This is a genomic window from Actinoplanes sp. NPDC051343, from assembly GCF_044455125.1.
Lineage (GTDB): Bacteria > Actinomycetota > Actinomycetes > Mycobacteriales > Micromonosporaceae > Actinoplanes.
Genome location: NZ_JBITEL010000007.1, coordinates 544,588 through 557,911, shown reverse-complemented (window position 1 = coordinate 557,911; position 13,324 = coordinate 544,588). Strand labels below are relative to the sequence as shown.

Annotated in this window: 15 protein-coding genes and 1 pseudogene; 7 read left to right on the top strand and 9 right to left on the bottom strand. The window is 70.0% G+C overall.

The genetic code is table 11. The features are described 5' to 3' along the window. Positions 1-395 precede the first annotated feature (395 nt). Positions 396-1,673, bottom strand: coding sequence for a tyrosine--tRNA ligase (tyrS, locus tag ACIA5C_RS25590; protein ID WP_396058756.1), 1,278 nt, complete (start codon positions 1,671-1,673; stop codon positions 396-398). 61 nt (positions 1,674-1,734) lie between these two features. On the opposite strand from tyrS, the gene ACIA5C_RS25585 reads away from it, so the two are divergent. Then, on the top strand, positions 1,735-2,484 hold the full coding sequence (locus ACIA5C_RS25585; protein ID WP_396058754.1) for a polyphosphate kinase 2 family protein: 750 nt from the start codon (positions 1,735-1,737) through the stop codon (positions 2,482-2,484). Here the strand turns inward: ACIA5C_RS25585 and ACIA5C_RS25580 are convergent. Beyond that, a complete protein-coding gene (locus tag ACIA5C_RS25580; RefSeq protein WP_396058752.1) occupies positions 2,459-3,373 on the bottom strand; it encodes a rhomboid family intramembrane serine protease in 915 nt (304 codons plus the stop codon). The genes ACIA5C_RS25585 and ACIA5C_RS25580 overlap by 26 nt on opposite strands. A 49-nt stretch (positions 3,374-3,422) precedes the next feature. Here ACIA5C_RS25580 and ACIA5C_RS25575 point away from each other — a divergent pair, with 49 nt between their 5' ends. From ACIA5C_RS25575 to ACIA5C_RS25565, 3 genes and pseudogenes are all read left to right on the top strand, one after another. After that, a complete protein-coding gene (locus ACIA5C_RS25575; RefSeq protein ID WP_396058750.1) occupies positions 3,423-3,845 on the top strand; it encodes a hypothetical protein in 423 nt (140 codons plus the stop codon). A 1-nt stretch (position 3,846) separates the two neighbouring features. Next, positions 3,847-4,551, top strand: a pseudogene (locus ACIA5C_RS25570) (AMP-binding protein); the annotation flags it as partial. Between the two features lie 9 nt (positions 4,552-4,560). After that, positions 4,561-4,860 (top strand): hypothetical protein, encoded by a 300-nt coding sequence (locus tag ACIA5C_RS25565; RefSeq protein WP_396058748.1) that lies wholly within the window; start codon positions 4,561-4,563, stop codon positions 4,858-4,860. Here the strand turns inward: ACIA5C_RS25565 and ACIA5C_RS25560 are convergent. The 4 genes from ACIA5C_RS25560 to ACIA5C_RS25545 form a co-directional block, all read right to left on the bottom strand. Beyond that, positions 4,857-5,651: an SAM-dependent methyltransferase gene (locus ACIA5C_RS25560; RefSeq protein ID WP_396058746.1), complete on the bottom strand. Its 795-nt coding sequence runs from the start codon at positions 5,649-5,651 to the stop codon at positions 4,857-4,859. The genes ACIA5C_RS25565 and ACIA5C_RS25560 overlap by 4 nt on opposite strands. A gap of 78 nt (positions 5,652-5,729) precedes the next feature. Next, positions 5,730-6,383, bottom strand: a complete 654-nt coding sequence (locus tag ACIA5C_RS25555) for an adenylate kinase family protein (protein WP_396058744.1) — start codon at positions 6,381-6,383, stop codon at positions 5,730-5,732. Positions 6,384-6,402: 19 nt separating this feature from the next. Continuing rightward, a complete protein-coding gene (locus ACIA5C_RS25550) occupies positions 6,403-6,969 on the bottom strand; it encodes a hypothetical protein (protein ID WP_396058742.1) in 567 nt (188 codons plus the stop codon). Between the two features lie 20 nt (positions 6,970-6,989). After that, positions 6,990-7,445: a type II toxin-antitoxin system PemK/MazF family toxin gene (locus ACIA5C_RS25545; RefSeq protein ID WP_396058740.1), complete on the bottom strand. Its 456-nt coding sequence runs from the start codon at positions 7,443-7,445 to the stop codon at positions 6,990-6,992. 24 nt (positions 7,446-7,469) lie between these two features. Here ACIA5C_RS25545 and ACIA5C_RS25540 point away from each other — a divergent pair, with 24 nt between their 5' ends. Continuing rightward, positions 7,470-8,057 carry a nucleotidyltransferase domain-containing protein gene (locus tag ACIA5C_RS25540; RefSeq protein ID WP_396058738.1) on the top strand — a complete coding sequence of 196 codons (588 nt, stop codon included), beginning with the start codon at positions 7,470-7,472 and terminating at the stop codon, positions 8,055-8,057. A 1-nt stretch (position 8,058) separates the two neighbouring features. On the opposite strand, the gene ACIA5C_RS25535 is transcribed toward ACIA5C_RS25540, so the two are convergent. Continuing rightward, positions 8,059-8,394 (bottom strand): hypothetical protein, encoded by a 336-nt coding sequence (locus ACIA5C_RS25535; RefSeq protein WP_396058736.1) that lies wholly within the window; start codon positions 8,392-8,394, stop codon positions 8,059-8,061. A 111-nt stretch (positions 8,395-8,505) separates the two neighbouring features. Between ACIA5C_RS25535 and ACIA5C_RS25530 the strand changes: the two genes are divergently transcribed. Together ACIA5C_RS25530 and ACIA5C_RS25525 are read left to right on the top strand one after the other, a co-directional pair. Then, a complete protein-coding gene (locus ACIA5C_RS25530; RefSeq protein ID WP_396058734.1) occupies positions 8,506-9,672 on the top strand; it encodes a histidine kinase in 1,167 nt (388 codons plus the stop codon). Between the two features lie 898 nt (positions 9,673-10,570). Then, positions 10,571-11,533, top strand: coding sequence for a response regulator (locus tag ACIA5C_RS25525; RefSeq protein WP_396058732.1), 963 nt, complete (start codon positions 10,571-10,573; stop codon positions 11,531-11,533). Here the strand turns inward: ACIA5C_RS25525 and ACIA5C_RS25520 are convergent. Then, positions 11,530-12,282 (bottom strand): CAP domain-containing protein, encoded by a 753-nt coding sequence (locus ACIA5C_RS25520; protein ID WP_396058806.1) that lies wholly within the window; start codon positions 12,280-12,282, stop codon positions 11,530-11,532. The genes ACIA5C_RS25525 and ACIA5C_RS25520 overlap by 4 nt on opposite strands. Positions 12,283-12,404: 122 nt before the next feature. Next, on the bottom strand, positions 12,405-13,304 hold the full coding sequence (locus tag ACIA5C_RS25515) for a GIY-YIG nuclease family protein (protein WP_396058730.1): 900 nt from the start codon (positions 13,302-13,304) through the stop codon (positions 12,405-12,407). Between the last annotated feature and the right edge of the window lie 20 nt (positions 13,305-13,324).

Below are 13,324 nucleotides of genomic sequence, written 5' to 3'. Positions count from 1 at the left end.
GATCAAACTCTCCAACAAAAACTTGGAAAACTGTCCCGGCAACATAAGTTGCCAAAGGAATCCAAGCCGAAAAAACCGGCCAGGGATAAAACTAAATTGGCACTGGCTTATCAAGCACCCTGTTGAGTTCTCAAAGAACAACCACACACCGAAATCTGCCTCATTTAAGAGGCCCGATCTTGGGGCTTTCGTTCGACCCGTTGAACAGTACACGGTTAGTCACCGTGGCTATCTTCCGGGGTTCCTCCAGGACGGCCGCCGCGGGCCCTCGGAAGGCCCCGCTCGCTCGCCCGTCTCCCTGGCGGCTCGGTAAACATTACAGGGCGGCTCCCTGAACGCCAAATCGGCCCCCTGCGACGGGCGTCACAGGGGGCCGATCATGAAGAAATAGCAGGTCAAGACGCCAATTCGACGCCGGCAAAGGTCCGCTTGCCTCGCCGCAGCACCAGGAAACGGCCGTGCAGCAGTGCCGAAGCGGGAGGAACGGCCTCGCCATCGGTGATGCGCTCGTTGTTCAGGTAGGCGCCACCCTCGGCGATCGTGCGGCGAGCCTCGTTGGCGCTGCTCACGAGACCCGACTCCTTGAGCAGCGCGCTCACGGCCGGGAGCTCACCGCGTACGGAAAGAAGCCCGGCCTCCGAAAGAGCCGACCGCAACGTCTCCGGAGAGAGATCGTCGAGCGAAGCTCGACCGAACAACGCCTGGCTGGCCATGACCGCCTGGCGTGCCTCCTCCTCGCCGTGAACCAACGCGGTGATCTCTTCGGCCAGGGCTCGCTGGGCCAGACGGGCCTGGGGACGCTCGGCGGTCGCCTTCTCCAGCTCCTCGAGCTCCTCGCGGCTCTTGAAGCTGAAGTATTTGAGGTAGGTGACCACGTCGCGGTCGTCCGCGTTGATCCAGAACTGGTAGAAGGCGTAGGGCGACGTCATCTCCGGGTTGAGCCAGACCGTGCCCGACTCGCTCTTGCCGAACTTGGTGCCGTCGGCCTTGAGCACCAGCGGCGTGGTGAAGGCATGCACCGGCCCGGCCTCCCGGCGGCGCACGAAGTCGACGCCGGCGGTGATGTTGCCCCACTGGTCGGAGCCGCCGAACTGCAGCTGGCAGCCGTGCTCGACATGCAGCTGGTAGAAGTCGTTGGCCTGGAGCAGCTGGTAGCTGAACTCGGTGTAGCTGATGCCGCTCTCAAGCCGGTTACGCACCACGTCGCGAGCCAGCATCTTGTTGATCGGGAAGTGTTTGCCGACGTCACGCAGGAAGTCGATCACCGACATGGGGCCGGTCCAGTCGAGGTTGTTGACCACGGTCGCGGCGTTGTCGCCGTCGTAGGTCACGAACGGCGCGACCTGCGTGCGGATCTGCGTGGCCCAGCCCGCCGTGACCTCCTGCGAGTTGAGCGTGCGCTCGGAGGTCTTGCCGCCCGGGTCACCGATCTGGCCGGTGGCGCCGCCGACCAGCAGCAGCGGTTTGTGGCCGCCGAGCTGGAGCCGGCGGGCGGTGACGAGCTGCATGAGGTTGCCGACGTGCAGCGAGGCCGCGGTCGGGTCGAAACCGATATAGAACGTGATCGACGAGTCGTCGAGTGCTTTGCGCAGCTCGGCGGGGTCGGTCGAATCCTGGATCAGTCCGCGCCACATGAGGTCGTCTACGAGAGTCACGTCGCGATTCTCCCGCATGCGCGCGTGCGCCGGACACCGGGTTTCGGCGCGCCAACGCAAATGAGGCCATGCTAGGGCTATGAGTCGCCTGGGTAGTGCCGCTCCGCCGATCGAGATCTCCAAGAAGAAGGCGATCGCGCGCCTGGAAGAGGCGCAGCATCGTCTGCTGCGGTTGCGCCTGATCCTGGGCGGCCAGTACGGGGAGAAGAAGATCGGCCCGCCGCTGTGCTGCGTGTTCGAGGGATGGGACGCCTCGGGTAAGGGCGGGGCGATCAAGCGGTTGGTGGCGCCGCTCGACCCCCGGTTCTGCCGGGTGTCGCAGTTCGCGGCGCCGGACTACGACGAGAAAAGGCACCATTTCCTTTGGCGGTTCTGGCCGAAACTGCCCGGTTGGGGCGGGATGGCGGTTTTCGACCGGTCCTGGTACGGCCGGGTGCTGGTCGAGCGGGTCGAGGGCTTCGCGACGCAGGAACAGTGGCAGCGGGCGTACAACGAGATCGTCGAGTTCGAGCGGACCCTGGTCGCCGAGGGCATGATCATGGTCAAGTTCTGGATGCACGTCTCCCTCGACGAGCAGCAGAAGCGCTTCGAGGACCGGCAGGACGACCCGCTGCGCCAGTGGAAGCTCACCGACGAGGACTGGCGCAACCGGGAGAAGCGGCCGGCCTATGAGGAGGCGGTCGAGGAGATGCTGGAGCGCTGCGACCCGACGTGGGCGCCGTGGCACGTCATCGAAGGGGACGACAAGCACTACGCCCGGTTCGCCGTGGTCGAGGCGGTCTGCGACGCCGTCGAGGCCGAACTCAAGAAGCGAGGCCGCGAAGTCTGATCGCGGCCACCAGAAGGACGACGAAGACGAGGGCCACGCCGCCGAGGGCGGCCGCCTGCCAGGCCGTACGCCGTAGTCGCGGCGCAAGAGCGATACCGAGCCCCGCCAGCCCACCGGCGAGCAGCCCGCCCAGGTGCCCCTGCCAGGACGCGAAGCCGGCCGAGAGCACGAGCCACAGCAGAGTCCCGATGATCAGCTGCTTGGGGTCGAGCGGGCGGTCGTTCATCCGCCGGCTGAGCATGTAGTAGGCCGCGACCAGGGCGAAGCCCGCACCCGACTCGCCGATCGCGCCGCCGGTCGGGTTGAGCGCGACCACCATGACCGAGCTGCCCAGCGCGCCGAGGAAGAAGACGGCCAGGAACCGCAGGCGGCCGAGCCGGTCCTCGAGGATGCGGCCGAGCGTCCACAGCCAGATCATGTTGAACAGAATGTGGGTCAGCCCGATGCCGCTCGATCCGGGCAGTTCGTGCAGGAACGCGCCGGTGAACAGCCGCCACCACTCGCCGTGGGCCACGCCGACCGGGGTGAACCCGGCGTAGCGCGCGCCGTCGGCGACGTAGTACGCGCCGTCGGAGCCGCGCAGGGTCACGCCGATGACGTCGAACCGGTCGATCAGCGCGGGCTTGACCAGTTCGGCCGCGTAGGCGAGCACGTTGAGCAGGATGAGCGTGTAGGTCGCCCACGGCGTGGCGACCGGCCTGCCCCCGAACAGGGTGCGCGCCTGCCGGACCGTCTTGTTGTCGGTCTTCACGCACTCCGGGCAGCGGAAACCGACCGGCGCCTCGCGCATGCAGTCGGGGCAGATGTATTTGTCGCATCGCGTGCATTGCACGGCCGTGGACCGGCTCGAGTGCCGGTAGCAGCTTGTTTCGATATCGGCCGAATCCACGAGCCCAATCCCCCGTCGTCGCGATTGGCCGGTGATGATACTCATAGGTATGACGGTCGTGGTGCTCGCCGTGATCTGCGCCGTGCTGCTCGCCGGGCACCTGGTGGCACTGCTGCGCCGGCGACCGCGCGGCCTGGGCACGGCCGCCGAGCGGGCCACCTTCGACACCCTGCACACGGCTGGGCAGGCGGCCAAGGGGTTACGCGGGGGCCTGACCGCGAGCGGGGCCGAACGGGCGATCAAACACCTGCGGCCGTTGCTCGGTGCGTCGGCGGTCGCGCTGACCGATCTCGTGACCACCCTGGCGGTGGACGGGCACGGCCATTCGCATGCGGTCGATCCGTACGCCCACGGCAGCGTCGCCCTGGCGGCCCGCCGGAGCGTGGTTCTCGGGCCGGAGGACATGGCCTGCCCGGCCGACTGCCCGATCAAGGCCGCGGTGGTCGTCTTCCCGGTGTTCCCGAGGGTCTGAGATGAGCGAGACCCCTCTCCAACCTGCTGCGCGAGGAACGCCGTTTCCCGCCCCCAACCTCGTTCGCCGCGGCGGCCAATGTGACCGCCGCGGCGTACGCGGAGGCCGACGCCGACCGCCTCGCGTTCTGGGAGACCCAGGCGTCGCGGCTGACGTGGGCAAACCGGTGGACCGAGGTGCTCGACTGGTCGCAGGCGCCGGTCGCGAAGTGGTTCGTCGGCGGACGCCTCAACGTGGCTTACAACTGCGCCGACCGGCACGTCGAGCACGGGCACGGCGACCAGGTCGCCTTCCACTGGGAGGGCGAGCCGGGCGACACCCGTGACATCACGTACGCCCAACTGAAAAACATGGTCTGCCAGGCCGCCAACGCGCTGGTCGAGCTGGGCGTCGCGACCGGCGACCGGGTGGCCATCTACATGCCGATGATCCGGAGACGGTCGTCGCGATGCTCGCCTGCGCGCGGCTCGGGGCGCCGCACACCGTGGTCTTCGGGGGCTTCTCGGCGACCGCACTCTCCGACCGCATCCTCGACTGCGACGCCCGCGTGGTGATCACGGCCGACGGCGGTTACCGGCGTGGCGCGGTGTCGGCGCTCAAGCCGGTCGTCGACGAGGCGTTGGAGCGCTGCCCGGACGTGCGGTCCGTGCTCGTGGTGCGGCGCGGCGGCAACGAGGTCGGCTGGACCCCGGGGCGCGACGTGTGGTGACACGACGTGGTCGACCGGCAGACGCCCTCGATCGTCGCGTTCGTCATCCTGCGCGGCGGCGCGGTCGACGACGACATCGCCCGGGTGCTGCGCGACCACGTGGCCAAGGAGATCGGGCCGATCGCCAAACCTCGCCAGATCATGGTTGTGCCGGAGCTGCCCAAGACCCGCTCCGGCAAGATCATGCGACGGCTGCTGCGGGACGTCGCCGAAAACCGCCGGCTGGGCGACGTCACCACGCTCACCGACTCGTCGGTGATGGACCTGATCCGCTCGAAGCTGCCCGCGGCGGCGACCGACGACTAGTTTTTCCGGGCCAGACCGCAGAACTGATAGACGTCGGTGTCGGCGGTCGGGTCGCCCGCCTCGGGACGCCACCGGGTGCACGTCACGACACCCGGCTCCAGCAGCTCCAGGCCTTCGAACCAGGCTTGGAGCTGCGCCTTGGAGCGCAGCGTGATCGGCGGCGTGGCGGTCTCGTTCCACTGGGCGGCCGCGGCCCGCGACTCCTCCGGCCTGACCTCGAGGGTCGGATGGGCGATCGCGAGGTAGCTGCCGCTCGGGACCGCGGCCATCAGCCGCCGCACCACGCCCGCCGCTTCGTCGTCGTCACCGATGAAGTTGAGGACCCCAAGCAGCATCACGGCGATCGGGCGGTCGAAGTCGAGTGTCCTGCGAGCCGCGCCGAGAATTGCCGGGGTGTCGCGGGCGTCGGCGTCGATGTAGTCGGTCGCGCCCTCGGACGTGCTCGTCAGCAGGGCCCGCGCGTGGGCCAGCACCAGCGGGTCGTTGTCGGTGTAGACGATGCGGGACTCGGGTGCGAGCGCCTGCGCGACCTCGTGGGTGTTGTCGGCGGTCGGCAGCCCGGTGCCGACGTCGAGGAACTGCCGGATGCCGGCCTCGACGACCAGGTGGCGTACGGCCCGCTGCAGGAACGCCCGGTCGGCGCGAGCCGACGTCACGATGTCCGGAAGAAACTGCTGCACCTGGTCGCCCACCGCCCGGTCGGCGGCGAAGTTGTCCTTGCCGCCCAGCCAGTAGTTCCAGATGCGGGCCGTGTGCGGCACCTCGGTGTCTATTTCGGAGCTTCCCGTCACGCTGTGATCGTCTCAGCGCGCCGCCGGAACGTCCAGCGGGCCCCGCTCGACCGCCGCCAGGACGAACCGGCCGGCGTGTCAGCCGGCGGGCCGGTACGCCGGGAGGCCGAGCACTTCGCGGATCTTGGCCTGCACCTGGTCGGCCTGCGGCCGGGCATCGATGTCGTGGACGAACTCCTTGCGGCCGAACAACTCCAGCACCGGGCGGGTCTTCTCGTTGTAATCCCGCAGCCGGCCCTCAAGCGCCTCCGGCGTGTCATCGGCCCGAGTGGTCAGCTCGTGCCCGCAGATGTCGCAGCGGCCCTCGACCTTGGGGCGGTCGGCGATCAGGTTGTAGTCCATGCCGCAGTTGGGGCAGAGCCGGCGGCTGAGCACGCGGCGGCGCACCTCGTCCTCCGGCAGCTCGAGGTGGATGACGCCGTCGATGTCGTAGCTCTCCATGAAGAACTCGGCCTGCCGCCCGTTGCGCGGGAAGCCGTCGATGACGAAACCCCAGTTCCAGTCGTGCTGGTCGAGGCGCTCGCGGACGATCGACTCGACCATGTCGTCGCCGACCAGTTCGCCGGCGTTCATGATGCGGCGTACCTGGGCGCCGAGCTTGGTGTGGTTCTGCACATGCCAGCGGAACAGGTCGCCGACGCTGATGTGCACCATGTCGAGGTCGGTGCAGAGCAGCTCGCTCTGGGTTCCCTTGCCGCTGCCCTGCACTCCCATGATCACGAACTTACGCATGCTGGCCCCTTACCGGGTTTCAGTCCGCGGCACCCAGGTGTAGCGGGCCGGGCGCGGTACGCCCGGACAGGGTGGACGGGTCGATGCTCCAGGCCGCGGCGACCCCGAGCACGTCGTTCTCGCCGACCAGAACTGTCGACTCCTCGTCGAGTTCGACGGGAAGCCCGGCCGCTCGCTCCGCCGGGTTGGGCTCGCCGTGCCACGAGGTCACCTCGCCGGTCTGCCCCACATAGCCGAAAGCGCGGATCAGCTCACCGTCGGCCGCACGCTGCCACCGGTGCGACTCGGTCACCCGGTGGGTCGCGAAATATTGCACCTCGGTGTGCAGCGCGGCCGAGAGGCCGATGACGTCGACCGGCCGGTCCGGCCGCATCAGGTAGCGGCCGGTGGCCAGGATCCAGCCGTCGATCGGCGGGGTCACCGCCACCCGGTCGTCGGTCAGGTGGGCCAGGTCGATGCCGTCGCGCCACGGGACCGTACCCAGGTCGCGCAGGCCCAGCGCCGAGATCACGTCGGCCGGAGCCGCCGACCGGACGGCCAGCCACGCCTGCTTGCCGCCGAAACCGGTCATCTGTTCGGTTGCCATGACACCAACGCTATCCGCGGTCAGGCCCACCCGTAGTTACGCCGCAAAATGTCGGCGACCCGGGTGAACCGGGGCGGATCGAGAATCGCGCCCTCGCGGCGGATGCCGTCGTGGTCGATCTCGAGCACCCGGTCGAGCCGCAGCCAGCTGGGATGGTTGTCGCGGTCCCACTCGCCGGGGCCCAGGGCGAGCCAGTTGCGCTGCCCGTTCCGCTCGCTCTGGCTGGAGAGCATCAGGCCGAGGACCGTACGCTCGTTGCGCCCGACCACCAGCACCGGCCGGTCCTTGCCCTGGCGCGGGTCCTCCTCGTAGGGCACCCAGGTCCAGACGATCTCGCCCGGGTCGGCGTCGCCGTCGAGGTTCGGACAATAGTCGAGATGCCGGCCCTTACGGTGTGCCCCGGTCTTGACCTGGGTCAGGCCGGGGGCCAGGGTCCGGCGCCGCGCGCCCATGATGCGGGAGAGAAGATTCGCCACGGCGTGCACTCTAGGCTGATCGTCATGACGCCCGACATCGACGCCTGGGATTCCTGGGAGCCCTCCGTGGTCGCCTCGCGGCTCGAGGGCGTCGAGGTGCCCTGGTACGTGGCCGGCGGCTGGGCGGTCGACCTGCATCTCGGGGGCCGGCGCCGCGACCACGAGGACCTTGAGATCGCGCTGCCGTCGTCACACTTCGACACCGTCGCGGCCCGCTTCGGAGACCTGGAGTTCCACGTCCCGGGCGGCGGCGAGGTGGTGCCGATCGAGCCGGCCGCGATGGCCGCGCACCACCAGACCTGGGCCTGGGATCCGGCGGCCTCCTGCTGGCGGTTGGACGTCTTCCGCGAACCTCACGACGGCAACATCTGGATCTCACGGCGCGATTCGCGCCTGCGCCGGCCGTACGCGAATTTGATCCGACACGACCGCAACGGAATCCCCTACCTCAGCCCCGAGGTGGTTCTGCTGTTCAAGGCCAAGCACCGGCGGGAGAAGGACGAGGGCGACTACGCCGCGCTCGCTCCCGTGCTGAGCGCTTCGGAGCGGGCCTGGCTGGACGAGGCGCTCGACCTCGTGCACCCGGGCGCGCACCATCCGTGGCATTCGTGAGTCACGCCGGCTGCGGTTGCCAGGCCTTGATGACGACGCCGACCAGCAGGAGACCGCAGAACGCCTGCTCGATCTTGAGCCAGAGCGGGAAGTCACCGGGGACGGCCAGGATGACCGCGATCGCGACCAGCATGATCGTGGAGACGATGCGGAGCCTTTTGTAGGCCCTTCTGATCACGAACGACGTCATCAGGGCCGCCGACGCGGCGACGATGCAGGAGCGCACCCAGACCGCGGGATTGACCAGGCCGGCGTGGCCGCGCATCAGGAACACCGCGACCACGGTCAGGACGCTGAGGGTGAGGTAGCCGGCGACGAGGATCCGCGTGGTTTTCATGTGTCTCAGCGTGCTGTCGCCGTTCCTTCCCGGCATCGGCGCCCGGGTGGAACTCCAATCTCCAACCACGGGTTGATGCCTCCTCCGCCCCCGCCCCGTAGCGTTTTCCCCGTGACCAGCGACCCCACCCTCGACGCCCTGCAGGCCCAGCGCCGGGCCGTCATCCGGTGGCTGCGGCCGCTCGCCCCGCTGATCCTCGCCGTGGTCGCGGTGTCCGCTTTCACGTCGTCGCCGCATCCGGCCGGGCACGGCCGCGGGCTCGCGGTCGCGGTGGCCCTCGCGGTGGTGCTGCTCTCCGGCCTGACTGCGGTGGCCATCGCCGACCACGCCATACCGGTCATCGTGCCGATCGTCGTGCTGCTGGCCTCCTCGGCCGTGCTGGCGTGGCTGCAGCCGTCCGGGGCCGGCATAGCCGGCATCTTCGTCGGGTTGTCGCTTCTCGCGCCCCTGTTCCGGGGCCACCGCTCGGTCCCGCTGATCATCGTGGCCACGGTCCTGCTGGCGGTCACGTTCGCCTCGGCCCGCCACGGCTCGATCATCGCGGCGCTGCTGACCGCCATCATGATCGCCGCGTTCTACGGCATGCTGCTGCTGGCGATTCGCCTCTCCGAGGCCAACCGGCGCACCCACGAGCTGTTGGCCGAGCTGGCGGCCGGCCGCGACGCACAGGCTCAGGCGGCGAAGCTCGGCGAGCGCCAGCGGCTGGCCCGCGAGATGCACGACGTGCTGGCCCACTCCCTCTCCGGGCTGATCCTGCAGCTGGAGGGCGCCCGCATGCTGGCGGCCGAAGACCCGGCCGACCCGCGGCTGCCGGCGGCGGTCGAGCGCGCCCACCAGCTGGGGCGCACCGGGTTGGAGGAGGCCCGCCGGGCGATCGGCACGCTGCGCGACGAGGAGCTGCCGGGGCCGGAGAGGCTGGCCGAGCTGGCCCGGCAGTTCGAGCAGGACCGGGGCGTGCCCTGCGTCGTGACCGTGACCGGGGAGCCGCGGCTGCTGGCTTCGTCGGAGGCGCGGTTGGCGCTCTACCGGGTCGCGCAGGAGGCACTGACCAACGTGACCAAGCACGCGACCGGCACCGCGAACGTGGCGATCACGCTGACCTATGCCGCGTCCTCGGCCCGCCTGACCGTCGAAGACGCCGGCGACGACCACGGCATGCCGGGCGACGGAGGCTACGGACTGACCGGCATGCGCGAACGGGCCGAGCTGCTGGGCGGCCGCCTGACCGCAGCACCGACCGGCCACGGCTTCCGCGTCCAGCTGGAGGTGCCGGCGTGATCCCGCACCACGCCGACGAGCCATGGTCGCAGCCAGCGCGGCCGAGCCTCGACGCACGCCCCGGCGCGCTCCGGCCTCCCTTTGCCGCCACAATCCACGCGCCCCACGAAGATCCGGTTGCCGGAGAACCCCGCCCGTTGCGCGTTGCCGTAACAGCTGGCACCGCCGCCACCCGCCGGGCGGAGGTGGAGACCGTCCGCCGCGCCAACGTCGAGCACGGCGCAGCAGTGAACACCGTCGCCCACTCGAGCCTCATCGACCGACCCGGCCCACCGACAAACGCCGTCCCCCTGCGCGGGCACCACCGGCGGCGACAGTCCCACGGCAACCCCCAGACCGCCCACCAGTGCCACCGAGCAAGACCCCAGCACGGTGTGGTTGACGGGCACAGCGTGAAGCGTGACCGAGACGAACCCGTGCTGAATCGCGAGCCCGCCGCGCGGCAACGCCGGCGCAAACCAAACGTCGTTGCGGAATACAACGGCGGCCCACCGCGAGACGGGCGCGGCACCGAGGAGTACGACGTCATGGGCGGACCGGTTCTCGTCGCGGCGATCCTGCCGACAGCCCGGAGGCGCAGCGGGTCGAGGCTGGTGCCGCTTCAGAAGGCCGGCACATGCCCGGAGTGGGCCCAGGCCACGGCACGCGCCGATGCCAGAAGGCGCCCGGCAGAGACGACCCCGCCGACGGCAGACGATCGCCGCGCACGGACGGTGCACTTCGGGACAGTTGCCCGACCTGACCAGCTGACCCGAACGACACCGGCAGCCGCGGCCGGAAGGATCAGGCCGTGAGCGCGAACAATGACGGAGGCCGAACGAGCACCGCTGACCACGGCCGAAAGAATTTTGCCGCGAGCATCTGCGACAACGGCGCCGCGGGGCGGGACGATCCCGCCGTGAGCGCAGACGACGGCGGACGCTGGGTGGGCGCCGCCCACCGAGAGCCAGCCGGCCGCAGCCTGAGCGCAGATGGCGTCCATGAACGGCGCCTCGAGCAGGCGTTGGAAAGAGACCTACGCGGCGCCGAAACTCCGCGCCAGGGCCAGAGCGGCAAAGACACCGAACGGCGCGGCGCCGGGCCGGGCGATGCTCCGAGCGGCAAAGACGCCGAACGGCGCGGCGCCGGGCCGGCCGATGCTCCGAGCGGCAAAGACACCGAGCGGCGCGGCGCCGGGCCGGGCGATGCTCCGCGCGGAGAGCGAGAGGACCGCCCGGGTGGGGAGGGCAGCGTGATCCGGGTGCTGGTGGCGGACGATCAGCGGGTGGTGCGGGAAGGGCTCGAGCTGGTGCTCGGGCTGATGCCGGGCGTCGAGGTGGTCGCGTCGGCGGGGGACGGTGCCGAGGCGGTCGCGCTCGCCGGGGAGCGGCAACCCGACATCGTGCTGATGGATCTGCGGATGCCGCGGGTTGACGGGGTCGAGGCGACACGGCTGCTGCGGGCGCGGTGGCCGGCGATCAGGGTGATCGTGCTGACGACGTACTCGGACGACCGGTCGGTGCTCGACGCGTTGCGGGCCGGGGCCCGGGGCTATCTGACCAAGGATGCGGGCAGCGCCGAGATCCGGCAGGCGTTGCACCAGGTGCTCAACGATCAGGCGGTGGTCGACCCGGCGGTGCAGCATCACCTGGTCGACGCCCTCGTGACCGCGCCCGCCGCACCGGACGGGCTGACGCCGCGGGAGGCCGAAGTGCTGACGCTGATCGCGGCCGGCCTGACCAACCCGGAGATCGCGGTCCGGCTGGTGATCAGCGAGGGCACGGTGAAGAGTCACATCAACCATCTGCTGCCGAAGATTGATGCGCGGGACCGGGCGCAGGCGGTCGCCTATGCCTACCGCAACGGGCTGGCCGGGCCTTAGTTGACGAAGTCCTGGGTCATCCAGGTGACGCCCTTGCTGTCGCGGACGACGCTCAGGCCGATGTGCTTGAAGCCGGTGTTCAGCAGGTTCTTGCGGTGGCCGTCGTTCGGCGGCTTCTCGGCCAGCATGCTGTCGGTCAGGCCGTTCGCGGCCTTGATGATTTCGGCGTCGCTGCCGCCGCTCGAGCCGAAGCCGATGTTCTCGCCCGCCGACGTCCACTGCACGCCCTGCGCGCTGAACCGGGGGCCGATGCCGTCCTCGCCCGAGCACTGGTGCTCCAGGCCACAGCCGTTGATCATGAGCTGGTTGTGCAGGGCGGACGCCTTGGACAGGTCGTCGTCCAGGGTGAGCGCGGAGAGGCCGGCGTCGGCGCGGGCCGCGTTGATGTGGTCCAGCACCTGGCCGAGCACCGAGTCGTCGGTCGCCACCACCGTCACCTTCGACTCGCTCGGGGACTTCGGTTTCGTGGTGCTGCGCTTCGGCGTCGGCGCCTTCGAAGTGGTGACCTTCGGCTTCGGCGTTGCGGACGAACTGGCGGGCGCCGGAGAGGTAGGCGTCACCGCGGTCGACGGCAACAGGTCGGCCGGCGTCGTCGGGACGGTCGCGGCCAGCGGTACGTCGGCGGCGCGCGGCAACTGCGTCTGGGCGTCGGCGTGCCGGGACAGGCCGACCACCGTGAACCCCGACCCGATCACCACGGCGGTGGCGCCGGCCACCAACGTGTAGCGGAAGCGGGCGGCAGCGGACATCGACACAGAACAAGCACCTCAGCGAGTTGCGGACAGATTGACGTCCTCACTATGGGTGCAGGCCCGCGGTGGTTCCCGCTAGCTAAAGAGTCCTTAAGAATTGGCACACGCAGATCTAAGGGTCACGACCTTGCCGTGACCTGCAGCCCGGCCGCCAACTCGGCGTTCCGCTGGGCGAAAGACTGCCAGATGGGCGGCGTACGCGAAAGATGCGGCGGCGGCGCGCACCTCCGCTGACGCCAGCCCGCGAGCCGCCCACCACGCACCGTGAAGGACACCAGCACGCCATCCGCCCAGCCGTGGACCTCGCAATCCTCGGCCGCTGGACGAAAGGCCCGCTGCACGCTGGTCAGCCACTCGACGGCCTCGATCTCCTCCTGCACCTTGCCCGCCCGCTCGAAGTCCAGCGCGGCCGACGCCTGGTCACGGCGCTTGGTCAGCGCTTCCAGCGCCTCCCGAACCGCCTGCGGCCGGCGGTCGAGAACCTCGGCGAGGGCCCGGGCGAGTCGGTCACGGTCCTCCGGGCGTACGCCGTAAAGCGTGGCCATCTCACGCTCGGCGCCGGTCAGGGTCGCCCCGGCGTACGGCAGGGGGTTGATTTTCTGGAGTGCACGGACCGCGACCCGCGTCCGCAGGCCGCCGAGAAACGGGCCGTGCGTCGCCTTTTCCGGCAGGTGCGTGAGGTGGAGGCCGGGCGTGGCCGGGCCGGCGTCGAGGCGCAGGTAGAGCGGGACCTCTTGGCCGCCGGGGGTGCGGTTCCAGCGGGGCATGCGGTCTTCGAGGAGGTTGCGTTCGAGCCAGGCGGCCTCGTGGACGGACGCGCAGGCGACGGCCTCGACGCGGGCGATGCGGCGGACCATGTGGACGAGGTGCGGGCGGTTGCCGAGGTTGCCGAAGTAGGAGGCGGTGCGGGCGCGCAGGTCGGTCGCCCGGCCGATGTAGAGGACGCGGCCGGCGGCGTCCCGGAAGCGGTAGACGCCCGGTTCCCGGGGAAGACGCGAAATCTCGGGCGGCTGCTTCACGCAGCGATTGTGTCAGCCCA

Coding starts and splice junctions, on each gene's coding strand:
- ACIA5C_RS25535 (WP_396058736.1), bottom strand. CDS start 8,394: ATGAAAACCACGCGGATCCTCGTCGCCGGCTACCTCACCCTCAGCGTC.
- ACIA5C_RS25585 (WP_396058754.1), top strand. CDS start 1,735: ATGAGTCGCCTGGGTAGTGCCGCTCCGCCGATCGAGATCTCCAAGAAG.
- ACIA5C_RS25550 (WP_396058742.1), bottom strand. CDS start 6,969: ATGGCAACCGAACAGATGACCGGTTTCGGCGGCAAGCAGGCGTGGCTG.
- ACIA5C_RS25520 (WP_396058806.1), bottom strand. CDS start 12,282: ATGTCCGCTGCCGCCCGCTTCCGCTACACGTTGGTGGCCGGCGCCACC.
- ACIA5C_RS25540 (WP_396058738.1), top strand. CDS start 7,470: ATGACGCCCGACATCGACGCCTGGGATTCCTGGGAGCCCTCCGTGGTC.
- tyrS (WP_396058756.1), bottom strand. CDS start 1,673: ATGCGGGAGAATCGCGACGTGACTCTCGTAGACGACCTCATGTGGCGC.
- ACIA5C_RS25575 (WP_396058750.1), top strand. CDS start 3,423: ATGACGGTCGTGGTGCTCGCCGTGATCTGCGCCGTGCTGCTCGCCGGG.
- ACIA5C_RS25555 (WP_396058744.1), bottom strand. CDS start 6,383: ATGCGTAAGTTCGTGATCATGGGAGTGCAGGGCAGCGGCAAGGGAACC.